We start from the raw sequence: 14363 nt of genomic DNA, 5'->3' as shown, positions 1-14363 counted from the left end.
CGACGATGACCGCGCCGATCAAGTTCGTGTACGCATTCGCCGAGGGCAGCCGGGACATGGCCGATCTGCTCGGGGGCAAGGGAGCCGGTCTCGCCGAGATGACGAGGATCGGTCTGCCGGTCCCGCCCGGCTTCACCGTCACCACCGAGGCCTGCAAGGTCTATCTGGCCACCGGGGAGGAGCCCGCCGAACTCGGCGTCGAGGCCGCCCGCGCCCTGGCCGGCCTGGAGCGCGCCATGGGCCGTGAACTCGGCGCCGCCGAGGACCCGCTGCTGGTCTCCGTGCGCTCCGGTGCCCGCAACTCCATGCCCGGCATGATGGAGACCATCCTCGACATCGGCCTCAACGACCGCTCCGTCACCGGCCTCGCCAAGGCCTCCGGACAGGAGCGGTTCGCCTGGGACTCCTACCGCAGGCTCATCCAGATGTTCGGCCACACCGTGATGGGCGTGGACGGCGACCTGTTCGAGCACGCCATCGCCGAGCACAAGCGGCAGCGCGCGGTCGCCGCCGACCACGACCTGGACACCGGTGAACTCGTCAAGCTCACCGACGAGTTCAAGGCCCTCATCCGCAAGGAGACCGGCGAGGACTTCCCGCAGGACCCCGCCGACCAGCTCGCCCGCGCCATCCGCGCCGTCTTCGACTCCTGGAACGGCGAACGCGCCCGCGTCTACCGTCGCCGCGAACACATCCCCGAGGACCTCGGCACCGCCGTCAACGTCCAGGCCATGGTCTTCGGCAACCTCGGCCCCGACTCCGGCACCGGAGTCGCCTTCACCCGCGACCCCGCCACCGGCGAACGCGGCGTATACGGCGACTACCTGCCCGACGCCCAGGGCGAGGACGTCGTCTCCGGAGTCCGCGACGCGCTGCCGCTGTCCGAACTGAGGGCGATCGACCCGCGCGCGTACGTCGAACTCGGCGACCACCTGCGCACGTTGGAGGACCACTACCGCGATCTGTGCGACGTCGAGTTCACCGTCGAGCGCGGCCGGCTGTGGATCCTGCAGACCCGCGTCGGCAAGCGCACCGCCGAGGCCGCCTTCCGCATCGCCCACGATCTCGGCGAGGAAGGCACCATCGGCGCCGACGAGGCCCTGATCCGCGTCGACGGCGCCGAACTGACCCGGCTGATGTTCCCCCGCTTCGACACCACCGAGGACCGTGTGCCTCTGGCCCACGGCGTGCCCGCCTCGCCCGGCGCGGCCGTCGGCGTCGCCGTGTTCGACTCCGCGGAGGCGGTACGGCGGGCCGCGGCCGGTGAGCACACCGTCCTGGTCCGCCGCGAGACCACCCCCGACGACCTGCCCGGCATGATCGCCGCCGAGGCCGTGCTCACCAGCCGTGGCGGCAAGACCAGCCACGCCGCCGTGGTCGCCCGCGGCATGGGCAAGGTGTGCGTGTGCGGCGCCGAGGCGCTCGCGGTCGACCCGACCGCCCGCCGCTTCACCGCACCGGACGGGACCGTCGTCAACGAGGGCGACACCGTCTCCGTCGACGGCACCGCGGGCACCGTGCACCTCGGCGAGCTGCCGCTCACCGCCTCCGACGTCGGCCGTGCCCTGGAGACCGGCACGTCCACCGGCCCGCTCACCGACGCCGTCCTGGGCGCCCTCGCCCACGCCGACTCCGTACGCCGCCTGGAGGTGCGCGCCAACGCCGACACCCCCGAGGACGCCGCACGCGCGCGTGCGCTCGGCGCCCAGGGCATCGGCCTGTGCCGTACCGAGCACATGTTCCTCGGGGAGCGCAGGGCGCTGGTGGAGGCGATGATCCTGGCCCGCGACGACGACGCGCGCGAGCGGGCGCTGGCCGCGCTGCTGCCGCTCCAGCGGGCGGACTTCACCCGGATCCTGGCGGCGATGGACGGGCTGCCGGTGACGATCCGGCTGCTCGACCCGCCCCTGCACGAGTTCCTGCCCGACCGCACCGACCTGGCCGTCCGCCTCGCCGCCACCGCGCACCCGGACCCGCACGACCGGGAACTGCTCGCGGCCGTCGAGCGGATGGACGAGCAGAACCCGATGCTCGGCCTGCGCGGCGTCCGTCTCGGCCTGGCCGTGCCCGGTCTCACCGCGATGCAGGTGCGGGCCGTCGCCGAAGCGGTGACCGAGCGGCTGCGGGCCGGCGGAGATCCGCGCGCGGAGATCATGATCCCGCTCGTCGGCACCGTCGAGGAACTCCGGCTGGCCCGCGCCGAGGCGGAAGAGGTCCTCGCCCGGGTCGCCGCCGAGTCCGGTACGCGCTTCGACTGCCCGATCGGCACGATGATCGAGCTGCCCCGCGCCGCGCTCACCGCGGGACGCATCGCCGAGGCCGCCGACTTCTTCTCCTTCGGCACCAACGACCTCACCCAGACCACCTGGGGCCTGTCCCGGGACGACGCCGAGGCGTCGTTCTTCCCGCTGTACCTGGACAAGGGCGTCTTCGAGGTGTCGCCGTTCGAGACCATCGACCAGGAAGGCGTCGGGCGGCTGGTGGAGATCGCCACCGAGGCCGGACGCGCGGTCAACCCCCGCCTGGGGACCGGCGTCTGCGGCGAGCACGGCGGCGACCCGGAGTCGATCCACTTCTTCCACGGGGTGGGCCTGGACTACGTCTCCTGCTCCCCGTTCCGGATCCCGGCGGCCCGTCTGGAGGCGGGCCGGGCGGCACTCACCGAATCGGGTTTGGCCCCCGGCGCCGTGGCTACCCGCTCCTCGTGACCTCGACTACGACCCAGCAGCAGCTCTTCCAGTACCTGGAGGACCGCTTCTCGTGCGCGCAGGCGTGCGCCACATGTGCGCGTGCCTGCGCGCTGCGCGCGAGCCTGGCGGTGCCGGACGGGACGGCGGAGGAGGAACTCGTCCGGCGCAAGGGCATCATGTGCGCGGAGGTGTGCGACGCCACCTGCCGGGTGCTGTCCGAGCAGGTGCCGGCGGACGAGGCCGGAGTCCGCGTCCAGCTGGAGTGGTGCCGCACGGTGTGCCTGGAGTGCGCCCACGCCTTCGACGGGCAGCCCGGCGCAGAGGACGGCGCGAAGGCCTGCCGCGAGTGCGCACAGTTCTGCGTGGACTTCCTGGCCTCACTGACGTAGGACCTCGTCCCCAGACGTGCGGCGGCCCTGGGCATTCCCAATTTCTGTAACACGTTCTACGGTGTGCGCCGTCAGGACCGGCCGAGGGAGACCTGGAGGCGCCGTGCATCTCGACCACACCCCCGAGCAACAGCGGTTGCGCACCGAACTGCGCGCCTACTTCGCCGAGCTGGTGCCGGACGACGCCCACGCCCGCCACACCGAACCCGCCGCCCAGAAACGCTTCTACCGCGAGACGATCCGGCGCCTCGGCGCGGACCACTGGCTCGGCATGGGCTGGCCCAAGGAGTACGGCGGACGCGGCCTGACCGCGATGGAGCAGTTCATCTTCTTCGACGAGGCCGCCCAGGCGGGCGTACCGCTGCCGCTGATGGCGCTGAACACCGTCGGCCCGACGATCATGCGGTACGGCACCGACGAGCAGAAGGCGTACTTCCTGCCGCGGATCCTCTCCGGCGAGATCGACTTCGCGATCGGCTACAGCGAGCCCGACGCGGGCACCGACCTCGCCTCCCTGCGCACCCGCGCGGTGCGCGACGGCGACGAGTACGTCGTGAACGGGCAGAAGATCTGGACCACCAACGGCGACACCGCCGACTGGGTCTGGCTCGCCGTGCGCACCGACCCGGCCGCCCCGGCCCACAAGGGCATCACCATGCTCCTCGTCCCGACCGGCGATCCCGGCTACTCCTGCACCCTGATCAACACCCTCGCCGGGCACGACACCACCGCCAGCTACTACGAGAACGTCCGGGTCCCCGTCTCCCGCCGCGTCGGCGCCGAGAACCAGGGCTGGCGGCTGATCACCAACCAGCTCAACCACGAGCGGGTCACCCTCGCCGCCCACGGCACCATGGCGATCCGCGCCCTGCACGACGTGCAGCGCTGGGCGCGCGGGACCAAACTCGCCGACGGCCGCCGCGTCATCGACCTGCCCTGGGTCCGCCGCCTCCTCGCCCGCACCCACACCCGCCTCGACGCCCTGAAACTCCTCAACTGGCAGATGGTGCAAGCCGTCCAGGACGGCACCCTCACCCCGCAGGACGCCTCCGCGGTGAAGGTCTACGGCTCCGAGGCCCGCCGCGACGCCTACGCCTGGCTCATGGAGATCGTGGCCGCGCCGGGGGCGCTGAAGGAGGGCTCCGCGGGCGCGATCCTCCACGGCGAGCTGGAACGCGGCTACCGCTCCGCCGTCATCTTCACCTTCGGCGGCGGCAACAACGAGATCCAGCGCGAGATCATCTCCTGGATCGGACTGGGGATGCCGCGCGTCCGGCGTTAGCCTGCCGACATGGGCGATCCCGGGCTGTTCACGCCGAACTCCGTCACCTGGCAGATGCACGGCGATCCCATGATGTGGATCGCCGGTGTCCGCGCGCTGTACCTGCAGGCCCTGCACCCAAGGGCGGTGCGCGGAGTCATCCAGAACTCCGACTTCCGGCACGACGCCTGGGGCCGCCTGCTGCGCACCGCCAACTTCGTCGGCACCATCACCTACGGCACCACCGAGTCCGCCGAGCGGGCCGGCGCCCGGGTCCGGAAGATCCACTCCAGGCTGAGCGCCACCGACCCCGGCAACGGCGAGGAGTACCCGGTCGACGAACCCGAGCTGTTGCTGTGGGTCCACTGCGCCGAGATCGACTCCTACCTGAGCGTCATGCGCCGCTCGGGCTTCCGGCTCACCGACGCCGAGGCCGACCGGTACGTCCGCGAACACCTCGTCAGCGCCCGCCTGGTCGGCCTCGACCCCGACGCCGTACCCGCCGACCGGGCCGAACTGGCGGCGTACTTCGAGAAGGTGCGCCCCGAACTCGCCGCCGGAGCCGAGGCACGCGAAGTGGACGACTTCCTGCTCCGCCCGCCGACGCATCCGCTCCTGGTCCCGGCGCGTGCACTGGTGTGGCGCCACGTGGCGCACCTGGCGTACGCCGCGCTGCCCCCGTACGCCCACGAGCTGTACGGCAGAACGGCACCCGAACCCGCCGTGGTGGACCGCCGGTTGCGGACCGCGGGGCATGTGCTGAGGGCGATTCCGGAACGGTTGCGGTGGCAACTGCCGCCCAAACACATCCTGCGGGCGATGGCGAGACTCGGTCCCGGCACGCGCCCGGCACCGTACAAACTCGGACGATAGCTCGCCATACTGGACGAGCCAGGGGAGGGCCGGGGACCCAAGCGACGGGGGCGAGCGCGGGTGGGGGAGAGCAGGCTGATCCAGGGGCGGTACCGGCTGCTGGACCTGATCGGGCGCGGCGGCATGGGCGAGGTGTGGCGGGCGCGCGACGAGTCGCTCGGCCGGCAGGTCGCCGTGAAATGCCTCAAGCCGCTGGGCCCGCATCACGACCACTCCTTCACCAGAGTGCTCAGGGAGCGGTTCCGCCGCGAGGCCCGGGTCGCCGCCGCGCTCCAGCATCGCGGCGTCACCGTCGTCCATGACTTCGGCGAGTCGGACGGCGTCCTGTTCCTCGTCATGGAGCTGCTGGAGGGCCGCAACCTCAGCCAGCTGCTGGAGGACAACAGGCACCATCCGCTGCCCGTGCCCGCCGTCGTCGACATCGCCGACCAGGTCACCGCCGCCCTCGCCTACACCCACGAGCAGGGCATCGTGCACCGCGACCTGAAGCCCGCGAACATCGTGCGGCTGACCGACGGCACCGTGAAGATCTGCGACTTCGGCATCGCCCGCCTCGGCGCCGACATCGGCTTCACCTCCCGGCTGACCGGCACCGGCATCGCCATGGGCACCCCGCACTACATGTCCCCGGAACAGATCGGCGGCTCCGAGGTCGACCAGCGCAGCGACCTGTACTCGCTGGGCTGCGTGCTCTACGAGATCGCCACCGGCGTACCGCCCTTCGACCTCGACGACGCCTGGGCCGTGCTCGTCGGACACCGGGACACCCCGCCGCGCCCGCCCCGCGAACACCGCTCGGCGATCCCCGAGTTCCTGGAGAAGGTCATCCTGGACCTGCTCGCCAAACGCCCCGAGGACCGGCCGCGCGACGCCCGCGAGGTGGGCCGCCGGATCGGCCTCGGCCGCGGCACCGCGACCTATGTGCCGACCGTGCTCACCCCGCGCCCGGAGCCACGCCCGCCCGAGCCGGCCGGCCGCGAGGCCCGGCTGCCGTCCTGGACCCAGGGCATGACCACCGGCCACAAGGCCACCGGCGCTGGGCTGCCCGGCACACCCCCCGACGCCGGGGCCGCGCTCACCGGCGAATGGATCCCCCGCCCGGCCGCCGGCCGGCCCGCGGAACCGGTGTCCCAGGAGCCGTCCGCCCCCGACCCGGCGGCGCTCACCGCGCTGGCCGGCCGGCACAACGCCGGACTCAGCCTCGGACGGCTCGGCCGCTGGGCGGAAGCGGGGGAGGTGCACCGGGCGGTCGCCGCCGAACGCGAGCACCTGCTCGGAGCCGAGCACCCCGACACCCTCGCCAGCCGCTACGAGGTCGCCTTCACCCTCAGCCGCACCGGCCGCGCGGCCGACGCCCTGCGCGAGTACAAGCACGTCGCCCGCGCCAGGAGCCTCGCGCTCGGCCCCGACCACCCGGAAACCCTCGCCGCCCGCCAGGAGATGGCCTACGTGCTGGGCCAGCTGGGCCGCCACTTCGACGCCCACCAGGTGTACCTCTCGGTGCTCGCGGCCCGCGAGCGCACCATGGGCGCCGAGCACCCCGACACCCTGCGCTGCCGCCACAACCTGGCCTTCAACCTCTCCAGGCTCGGGCGCCTGGAGGACTCGTACCGCATGGCCTGCGAGGTCGCCGCCGCGCGCGGCCGGGTGCTCGGCCCCGACCACCCGGAAACCCTCGTCACCCGCTACGAAGTCGCCTACGCGCTCGGCCAGTTGGGCCGCTGGGAGGAGGCCCTGCACACCTACCACGAGGTCGCCGCCGCCCGCGCCCAGGCGCTCGGCCCCGACCACGCCGACACGCTCGCCGCCCGTTACGAGGTCGGCATCAGTCTGGGCCGCCTCGGCCGCAGCGCGGAGGCGTACCAGCTGTACCGCGAGCTGATCGAGGACCGCACCCGGGTGCACGGCCCCGCCCACCCCGAGACCCTGCGCGCCCGCCACGGCCTCGGCGTCAACCTGGGGCGCCTCGGCCGCTGGGAGCAGGCGCTCGCCGAGTCCCGCGATGTCTGCGCCATCCGTGACCGGGTCCTCGGCCCCGACCATCCGGACACCCTCGTCAGCCGCCGCGAGGTCGCGGTCGGCCTCGGCTGGCTGGGCCGCTGGCCCGACGCGCTCGCCGAGTACCGCAGGGTGGCCGCCGCCCGCGAACGCGTCCTCGGCCCCGCCCACCCCGACACCCTGGCCAGCCGCAACGACGAGGCGCACTGCCTGGAACAACTCGGCCGCTCGGCCGAGGCGGTCGAGCTGTACCGCAGGGTCGCGGCGCTACGGCAGCAGGGCACGTCGGGCGGGCGCTGACGGCACCCGCCCGGCCGCGCCCCTCAGACGGTGCCCGGGGGATCGGCCGGTCCCTGCCCGGGCCCGAGGGCGCCCGGGTCGGCGGGCGTGCCGCCGCCCTGGCCGAGGATGCGCTGGTACAGATCGGCGAGCTGCATCAGCGTCGACCCCTTCGTCGCCTCCTTGGTCAGCTCGAAACTGACCTTGCCCTTGGAGGTCTTGCGCTCCATCTTCACGCTGACCTTGGTCTGGAGGAAGGCGACCAGCGCGACCAGCACCACCACCCCGGCCGACACCTCGACGACGGCCAGCTGATCGTCCACGGGCGGTTCGGCCAGCAGCGGCTCCGCCAGCGGGCGGGTCCCCGGGTCCTCGGCCAGCGCGTCCAGGAGGCGTCGCCCGGCGTCGAGGGCCTGTCCCTCGTCGTCCAGCAGCCCGGCCGCCGAGGCCGCCGCCGGTGAGCCGGCGTGTGCGAGCAGCGCCTCGACGATCTGCAACGCTTCCTCGTCGTTCTCCGCCTCCAGCGCCTGTTCGGCGGCGAGATCCTCGGTGATCTCCTGAAGCGCCAGCACCACGGAACGGCGGGCCATCGGCGGGGAGGTGGTCATACGGGCTCCTTGTGACGTCGTACGGCGGGATGGTGCGGGGCGGCGGGGGTCAGCGCCAGTCCCCGGTGAGGGCGAAGGCGCCCCAGTGGAAGACATGGCCGAGCCAGGGACGGCCCGGGTCCTGGGCGAGTTCGCGCTGCGCCTCCCACAGGGCCCGCCAGGCGGGTGTGCCGCGACCCAGGCGCCGGTAGAAGGCGGCGAGCAGTTCACGTGAACTCTCCTGGTTCACATCCCAGCGCGGAGCGATCACACTGCGGCTGCCCGAACGCAGGAACGCCCAGGTCAGCCCGGTCAGATCGGCGCCGGGATGATCTGCTTCACCCCAGCCCGCCGAGCAGGCGCGCAGCACCAGCCGCCGCGGCGCGGCATCCGCGACCGTCACGTCCCGCACCCGCAGCAGATAGCGGGCCTGGGCGGGGACGTTGTGCGGCTCCCAGTTCCGGCTGGGGCGGGAACGGCCGTCGGAGAACAGCAGCGCCGCCTCCAACGGGTCGTCGGTGTCGGTGAAGCCATGGCAGGTCACATGGGCGAGATCGGCCTCGGCGAGGGCGGTGCGCACGGCGCCCGGGGTCGCGGCGAGCCCGGCCACCCGGGACACGGAGCTCCAGGGACCCTCGCTCAGCAGCGCGTCGTCCTCCTCGAACAGCGCGGTGTCGTCCTCCCGGCCCGCGCAGCCCACCGCGACCGCGGTGCGGGGCGGAGCGGCGGGCCGCGCCAGGAGATAGCGCAGACTGCTCACGCCGGGCACGCTGACCACGGCGTTCGACTCCCCGAGCCGACCGCCGGACGGGAGGGGGAGCGCGGCGAACGGCACCCCGGTGAGGGGTCCGTGTCCCGAGACGGCCACCAGGCGCCGGTCGGCGAGGAGGTCGGCGAAGGGCTCCAGCAGGGGAGTCAGCTCGGCGAGGAACGAGGTGTCGCGCTTGTCGGGCCGCCGGGCGGGCAGCGGGCGGAGCAGGACACCGGACTCCGGGTCCCGGCCGCCGTTGAAGACGGTGCGCAGGCGGCGCACGAGTGCCTTGATCCGGTCCCGCCCGAGCGGGACGCGGCGCACGCGCAGCGGCTCGCCGTCGGACGTCAGCACGAAGCAGTAGGTGTGGCGGTCCCCGCAGAAGTAGGAGGCGAGGACCATGCCCTCGGGCGGGGCGTGCCGGGTGAGCAGGGTGCGGATCTCGTCCAGCCGGGCCGGGGCGCCCTCGCGCAGCCGGGCGTACTCCGGGGCGTGGTCGCCGATCGCCGTGTGCACCTCGGACAGTTGGGAGGTGAGCCGGTCGGCCTCGTCCTCGGATGCCGGGCCCAGCGAGCCCAGCGCCGACCGGTTCATCTCGCGCCGCAGGGCCGTCAGGAGGCGACGCTCCGTGGAGATCAACCGCTCGGGTGCCGCCGGGGGTTCGGGCAGCGGCCCGAGGGCCAGGTCGGCCAGCAGGTCCCGGGCCTTCACCTCCTCATGGAGGTCGAAGCACCGCTCGGGCACGGATCGCTCGTCGGGCGCGGGCAGTTCGTCGCCGTGGTCGTGGAGCAGGGTCAGCAACGGCTCGTAGTCGTGCAGTGCCTGTCCACCGGCCTCGGCGCGCAGCACGGGCCACGGGGCGTGCTCGATCCTGCGCAGCGCCGCGTCCCGGCACCACTGGAGGAGCGTGAGGCACTCACCGCGCAGTTCGGGCCGCTCGCCCAGCTTGTCGACGAAGGCCAGGCGCTCCTTGACGCTGTCGGCGTCCGCGCTGTCGACACCGCCGTCGGCGGGCGGGGCGGCGCGCTGGTCGGCCTCGGCGATCAGCCGCCGGGACAGCTCCGCGGCCTCGGGCCACCGGTCCAGCCGGACCAGGCACGTCATCAGCGCCCGTCCGGTCACGAACTCGCCCACGGAGGTGCCCCGTTCGCGGGCCTCGGCGTGGAGTTCGGTGAGCCGGGGGAGCAGTTCCCGCGCCGTCGCGGGGCGCTCGTCGCGCTCGATGCGGCGAGTGAGGGCGTTGGCCAGGATCACGGCGCCGTCGATCGTACGGCGGAACTCCAGGGACGTCCGGTGGCTCTCCTCGTACCAGGCCAGGGCCCGGTCGTCGTCGCCGCGCTCCTCGGCGATCTCTCCGAGCCCGGCCAGGCAGGCGACCTCGTTCACACTCCGGGTGCTCGGGTCCTGGCGCATCTCCGCCAGCGCCGTGCGGTACTCCTCCTCCGCCTCGTCGAGATACCCCATGCCGCGCAGGTGCTGGGCCAGCGCGCAGCGGAAGGTGTGGGACATCAGGGTCCCGCCGCGCAGCGCCGTGGCGAGGTTCTCCTGGAAGACGCGCAGTGCCTCCCTGCTGCGGCCCCTGCTGTGCAGCGAGTTGGCCCACAGCGCACGCGCCCGCAGCACCATCGGGGTGTGGTGCAGTGCCTCGGCGGTCTCGACGGCCTGCCGGAAGTCCGCCGACGCGGCTTCCAGGGTGCCGTGATGCAGATGGGTCTTCCCGCGTTCGACCAGCAGATCGAGGTAGAGCGGATGGGGGCGGCCGGGGGCGACGTCACCGGCGATGTCACGGGCGCTCTCCAGGGCCCGGTCGAAGTGGTGCAGAGCGCCGCGGTGCAGGCCCTGCGCGGACATCTCGATCGCCACGATCCGGTCGAACTCCAGCCAGCGCTGCCGGTCGTCGTCCAGATGGCGCAGCTCGCGCTGACAGTCCAGCAGGACTTTCAGCCCCTGCCGGAGGTCGCCCAGACTGCGGTGCGCCTGCGCCAGCATCGAGTACGCCCAGTAGGTGACCTCCGGGTTCTCCGCGATCCGGCCGCTGCCGTGCAGCGCGACGACGGCCCGGCCGGCGTGGAAGCGGGCGTGCCGGCGGTCACGCATCGTGTCCAGGTCGGCCATTCCGGCCCGCTCCGCCCGGCGGGCGCGCTCCATCAGGCCGAACGCCCACCAGGTGCGGGCCCGTACCTTGGCCAGCGGCGAGTCCGGGGCGGCCATGGCGACCGCCGCGAGCACGCCCGAGCGCTGAAAGTCATGCAGACCCCGGTAGTGGCCGAGCAGTTGCTGGGCGACCGGCACCGGATCGTCGGGCAGGGCCTCCGGCCGGCCACGGAAGACGAGGAAGGCCTCCAGCAGGTCGAGCCGGGCCGCGCGGTCCAGCAGTGCCGCGAAATCGGGGTGGCCCCGGTCGTCCACCTTGAGCCGCCACCGCTCGCGGGCCTGTCCGGCCAGGAACTCCAGCAGCTCGGCCTCGGCCGCCCGCCCCGCGTCCACCGCGGCGGCGGCCTGCGCCCGCAGCGAGGCCAGCACGAGCGGCCGTACGGACTCGGACAGCCGGTCCAGGTTGCCGACCATGGTGGGGTAGTCCGTCGAGCGGGTCACGAGGAAGTCCACGAGCGACTCCCCGGCGCCGGGGATGGTCATCCCGCCTCCTTGCGCGCGGGTGCGGACGGGGGGACCGTCAGCCCGAGGGCGGTGAGTCCCGCGCGGTCGCGGTCGCCGAGCGGACCGTCCGTGCAGTCGAGTGCCTGCTGGGCCCTCGTGTGCTCGCCCTTGCCCACATGGATCAGGGCCGCGGCCACGGCGCAGTGCGGCTGATCGGGGTGGGCGCGCGCCATGAGGAACAGCCGGTCGAGGAAGGTTCGGGCCTGGACGGGGTCCTTGGCCGCCTCGGCCAGGAAACCCAGGACACCCGCGGTGTGTTGGGTTTCCAGGCCGCGCAGCATACGGCTGCCGTCGTCGGCGTCCGCTCCCTCGCGCAGTACCGCCGAGTGCGGGCGCACCCGGTGGAGTTTGCGGCGGGACCGCTCCCGCAGCTCCCGGTCGCGGGTGCCCGCCCGCAGATGCATGCCGACCAGCAGCTCCAGGGCGACGTCGCCCACCTCCGCATCCTCACCCAGGGGGACCAACACGTCCTCGGCGGCGTCGAAGTCGTCGATCGAGTGGTCCAGGTCGCCGAGCGCGAGCAGGGATTTGGCGAGCTCCAGCCGGTGCAGGGAGCCCGCCTCTCCCCGCTCGGACAGTTCTGCGAAGTAGGCGGACCGTAATCGGTGCAGCGAACGCTCGGGGCTCCGCTTGTTGAGGGCGGTGGTCAGCTCCTCGCCCCGCTGCATCAGCTCCACCCATTCCCCGTCCGGACCCTGGAGGCACTTGGACGCCTCCAGGAGCTGGTTCACGGCGAGGTCCCCCAGACCGCAGCGGGCGGCGGCGGTGGCGAGGTCGGCCCGCAGCGCGCGCACCGTGGGGTCGTCGTCGGCGCCCTCCGGCAGCAGGCCCTCGCTCTTGCCGCCCGCCGCCTGGGACGCCTCGTACTCGGCTTCCCTGAGCTCTTTCCACGCCGTGAAGGGCAGCCCCGCGGTGAGCAGTGCCACGCCGTACAGATGCCGCTGCTCGGGCCCGGCCGCGGCCTGCTGCTCGGCCGCTCGCACCGCGCGCCACGCCTCATGCCGGTTCCGGGTGATCCACTGCGCCACGGCCGCGCTCTCCGGGAACGCCCGCGCGGAGAACGGCACGCGCCACGCCGACGACGGATCCTGCATGCGCGCCCCCTTGCGCCCGGTGACCGAGTGACCTCAGAAACAAGAACGGGATCCGAGGGGCCGTCGGTTCCCGGTTCCGCCGGACGACCGGACCTGATCGACCGTAACCGGACCTGATCGATCCACTGTCGGACCTGATCGCTCCGCAGCCCTGGCCGACCTAGATCATCCCGTGTTACCAAGAACCATGCCTGCACACGAGGGACACCCGGGACATCGCGCCTACGACGCCGTCATCGTCGGCGGTGGCCACAACGGCCTGGTCGCCGCCGCCTATCTGGCCCGGGCCGGCCGGTCCGTGCTGGTGCTGGAGCGCCTGGACCACACCGGCGGCGCCGCCATCTCCACCCGCCCGTTCGCGGGCGTCGACGCCCGGCTGTCCCGCTACTCCTACCTGGTCAGCCTGCTGCCCAAGAAGATCGTGCGGGACCTGGGCCTCACCTTCCGCGTCCGCGCCCGCACCATCTCCTCGTACACCCCCGTCGAGCGGGCCGGAGAGGCCACCGGCCTGCTGGTGGGCGGCGGCGAGCGGCGCACCCGGGAGGCGTTCGCGCGACTCACCGGCGGCGAGCGCGAGTACGCCGCCTGGCAGCGCTTCTACGGACTGACCGGGGAGGTCGCGAAGCGGGTTTTCCCCACGCTCACCGAACCGCTGCCCAGCCGCGAGGAGCTGCGCCGCCGCGTCGACGACGAAGAGGCCTGGCGACTGCTGTTCGAGGAGCCGATCGGCGTCGCCGTCGAGGACCGCTTCGCGGACGACCTGGTGCGCGGCGTCGTCCTCACCGACGCCCTCATCGGCACCTTCGCCGACGCCCACGACGCCTCCCTCAAGCAGAACCGCTGCTTCCTCTACCACGTCATCGGCGGCGGCACCGGCGACTGGGACGTGCCCGTCGGCGGCATGGGCGCCCTCACCGACGCCCTCGCGGCGGCGGCCCGCACGGCCGGGGCCGACATCGCCACCGGCCACGAGGCCGTACGCATCGAAACCGACGGCACGACCGCCGAGGTCACCTACCGCACCGCCGACGGCGAGGGCGTCGCCACCGCCCGGCACGTCCTGGTCAACGCCTCCCCCCAGGAGTTGGCCGCGCTGACCGGTGGCACCGCGCCAGAGCCCGCCGAGGGCGCCCAGCTCAAGGTGAACATGCTGCTCAAGCGGCTGCCCCGGCTCAAGGACACCTCGGTCGACCCCCGCGAGGCGTTCTCCGGCACCTTCCACATCGCCGAGGGCTACGAACAGCTCGCCACCGCCCACGCCCAGGCCGCCGCCGGTGAACTGCCCGCCGCCCCGCCCTCGGAGATCTACTGCCACTCCCTCACCGACCCGACGATCCTCGGCCCGGACCTCGTCGAGCGCGGCTACCAGACCCTCACCCTCTTCGGGCTGCACACGCCGGCCCGGCTCTTCGCGCGGGACAACGACGCCGTTCGCGAGGAACTGCTGAAGTCGACGCTCGCGCAGCTCGACGCCCACCTGGCGGAACCGCTCGCCGACGTTCTGGCGACGGACGCCGAGGGGCGGCCGTGCATCGAGGCGAAGAGCCCGCTGGACCTGGAGCGCGATCTGCGGCTGCCCGGCGGCAACATCTTCCACCGCGACCTGTCCTGGCCCCACACCCAGGAGGGCACCGGCCGCTGGGGCGTCGCCACGGAACACCCGAACGTCCTGCTGTGCGGGGCGGGCGCGGTGCGCGGCGGGGGAGTGAGCGGCGTGCCCGGGCACAACGCGGCGATGGCCGTGCTGGAGCGGGACGACGCCTGAGCGGACCGGAGGTCGGCG

Annotated in this window: 9 protein-coding genes; 6 read left to right on the top strand and 3 right to left on the bottom strand. The window is 73.3% G+C overall.

From position 1 onward, the window contains the following. Positions 1–5 precede the first annotated feature (5 nt). The 5 genes from ppdK (at position 6) to STRCI_RS02580 (ending at position 7511) form a co-directional block, all read left to right on the top strand. Positions 6–2708, top strand: a complete 2703-nt coding sequence (ppdK, locus tag STRCI_RS02600) for a pyruvate, phosphate dikinase (RefSeq protein WP_269657156.1) — start codon at positions 6–8, stop codon at positions 2706–2708. Beyond that, entirely contained in the window at positions 2705–3079 is a 375-nt protein-coding gene (locus STRCI_RS02595; protein WP_269657155.1) for a four-helix bundle copper-binding protein, read from the top strand. Before ppdK ends, STRCI_RS02595 begins: the two co-directional genes overlap by 4 nt. A gap of 103 nt (positions 3080–3182) precedes the next feature. After that, positions 3183–4361, top strand: a complete 1179-nt coding sequence (locus STRCI_RS02590; RefSeq protein ID WP_269657154.1) for an acyl-CoA dehydrogenase family protein — start codon at positions 3183–3185, stop codon at positions 4359–4361. A 9-nt stretch (positions 4362–4370) separates the two neighbouring features. Continuing rightward, positions 4371–5213 (top strand): oxygenase MpaB family protein, encoded by an 843-nt coding sequence (locus STRCI_RS02585; RefSeq protein WP_269657153.1) that lies wholly within the window; start codon positions 4371–4373, stop codon positions 5211–5213. 60 nt (positions 5214–5273) lie between these two features. Further along, positions 5274–7511 (top strand): serine/threonine-protein kinase, encoded by a 2238-nt coding sequence (locus STRCI_RS02580; protein ID WP_269657152.1) that lies wholly within the window; start codon positions 5274–5276, stop codon positions 7509–7511. Positions 7512–7534: 23 nt separating this feature from the next. Here the strand turns inward: STRCI_RS02580 and STRCI_RS02575 are convergent, their stop codons facing one another. Genes STRCI_RS02575 through STRCI_RS02565 form a run of 3 tightly spaced genes read right to left on the bottom strand, consistent with a single transcriptional unit; the run spans position 7535 to position 12580 of the window. Next, on the bottom strand, positions 7535–8098 hold the full coding sequence (locus STRCI_RS02575) for a hypothetical protein (protein ID WP_269657151.1): 564 nt from the start codon (positions 8096–8098) through the stop codon (positions 7535–7537). Positions 8099–8147: 49 nt separating this feature from the next. Beyond that, entirely contained in the window at positions 8148–11465 is a 3318-nt protein-coding gene (locus STRCI_RS02570; protein WP_269657150.1) for a CHAT domain-containing tetratricopeptide repeat protein, read from the bottom strand. Continuing rightward, complete coding sequence (locus STRCI_RS02565) at positions 11462–12580, bottom strand: hypothetical protein (RefSeq protein WP_269657149.1); 1119 nt, start codon at positions 12578–12580, stop codon at positions 11462–11464. The genes STRCI_RS02570 and STRCI_RS02565 overlap by 4 nt, the downstream gene beginning before the upstream one ends. Positions 12581–12767: 187 nt before the next feature. Here STRCI_RS02565 and STRCI_RS02560 point away from each other — a divergent pair, with 187 nt between their 5' ends. Beyond that, the gene (locus tag STRCI_RS02560) at positions 12768–14345 is read left to right on the top strand and encodes a phytoene desaturase family protein (RefSeq protein WP_269657148.1); all 1578 of its coding nucleotides are present in this window, start codon (positions 12768–12770) and stop codon (positions 14343–14345) included. Positions 14346–14363: the final 18 nt, after the last annotated feature.

This window comes from Streptomyces cinnabarinus (assembly GCF_027270315.1).
In the GTDB taxonomy this organism is placed as follows: domain Bacteria; phylum Actinomycetota; class Actinomycetes; order Streptomycetales; family Streptomycetaceae; genus Streptomyces; species Streptomyces cinnabarinus.
Note: the sequence above shows the minus strand (reverse complement) of the source record. Positions and strands in the feature narration are given on the sequence as shown.

Excerpts from the sequence above, each read along its gene's own strand:
- ppdK (WP_269657156.1), top strand. The coding sequence starts at position 6 with ATGACCGCGCCGATCAAGTTCGTGTACGCATTCGCCGAGGGCAGCCGG.
- STRCI_RS02570 (WP_269657150.1), bottom strand. The coding sequence starts at position 11,465 with ATGACCATCCCCGGCGCCGGGGAGTCGCTCGTGGACTTCCTCGTGACC.
- STRCI_RS02560 (WP_269657148.1), top strand. The coding sequence starts at position 12,768 with ATGCCTGCACACGAGGGACACCCGGGACATCGCGCCTACGACGCCGTC.
- STRCI_RS02585 (WP_269657153.1), top strand. The coding sequence starts at position 4,371 with ATGGGCGATCCCGGGCTGTTCACGCCGAACTCCGTCACCTGGCAGATG.
- STRCI_RS02575 (WP_269657151.1), bottom strand. The coding sequence starts at position 8,098 with ATGACCACCTCCCCGCCGATGGCCCGCCGTTCCGTGGTGCTGGCGCTT.
- STRCI_RS02565 (WP_269657149.1), bottom strand. The coding sequence starts at position 12,580 with ATGCAGGATCCGTCGTCGGCGTGGCGCGTGCCGTTCTCCGCGCGGGCG.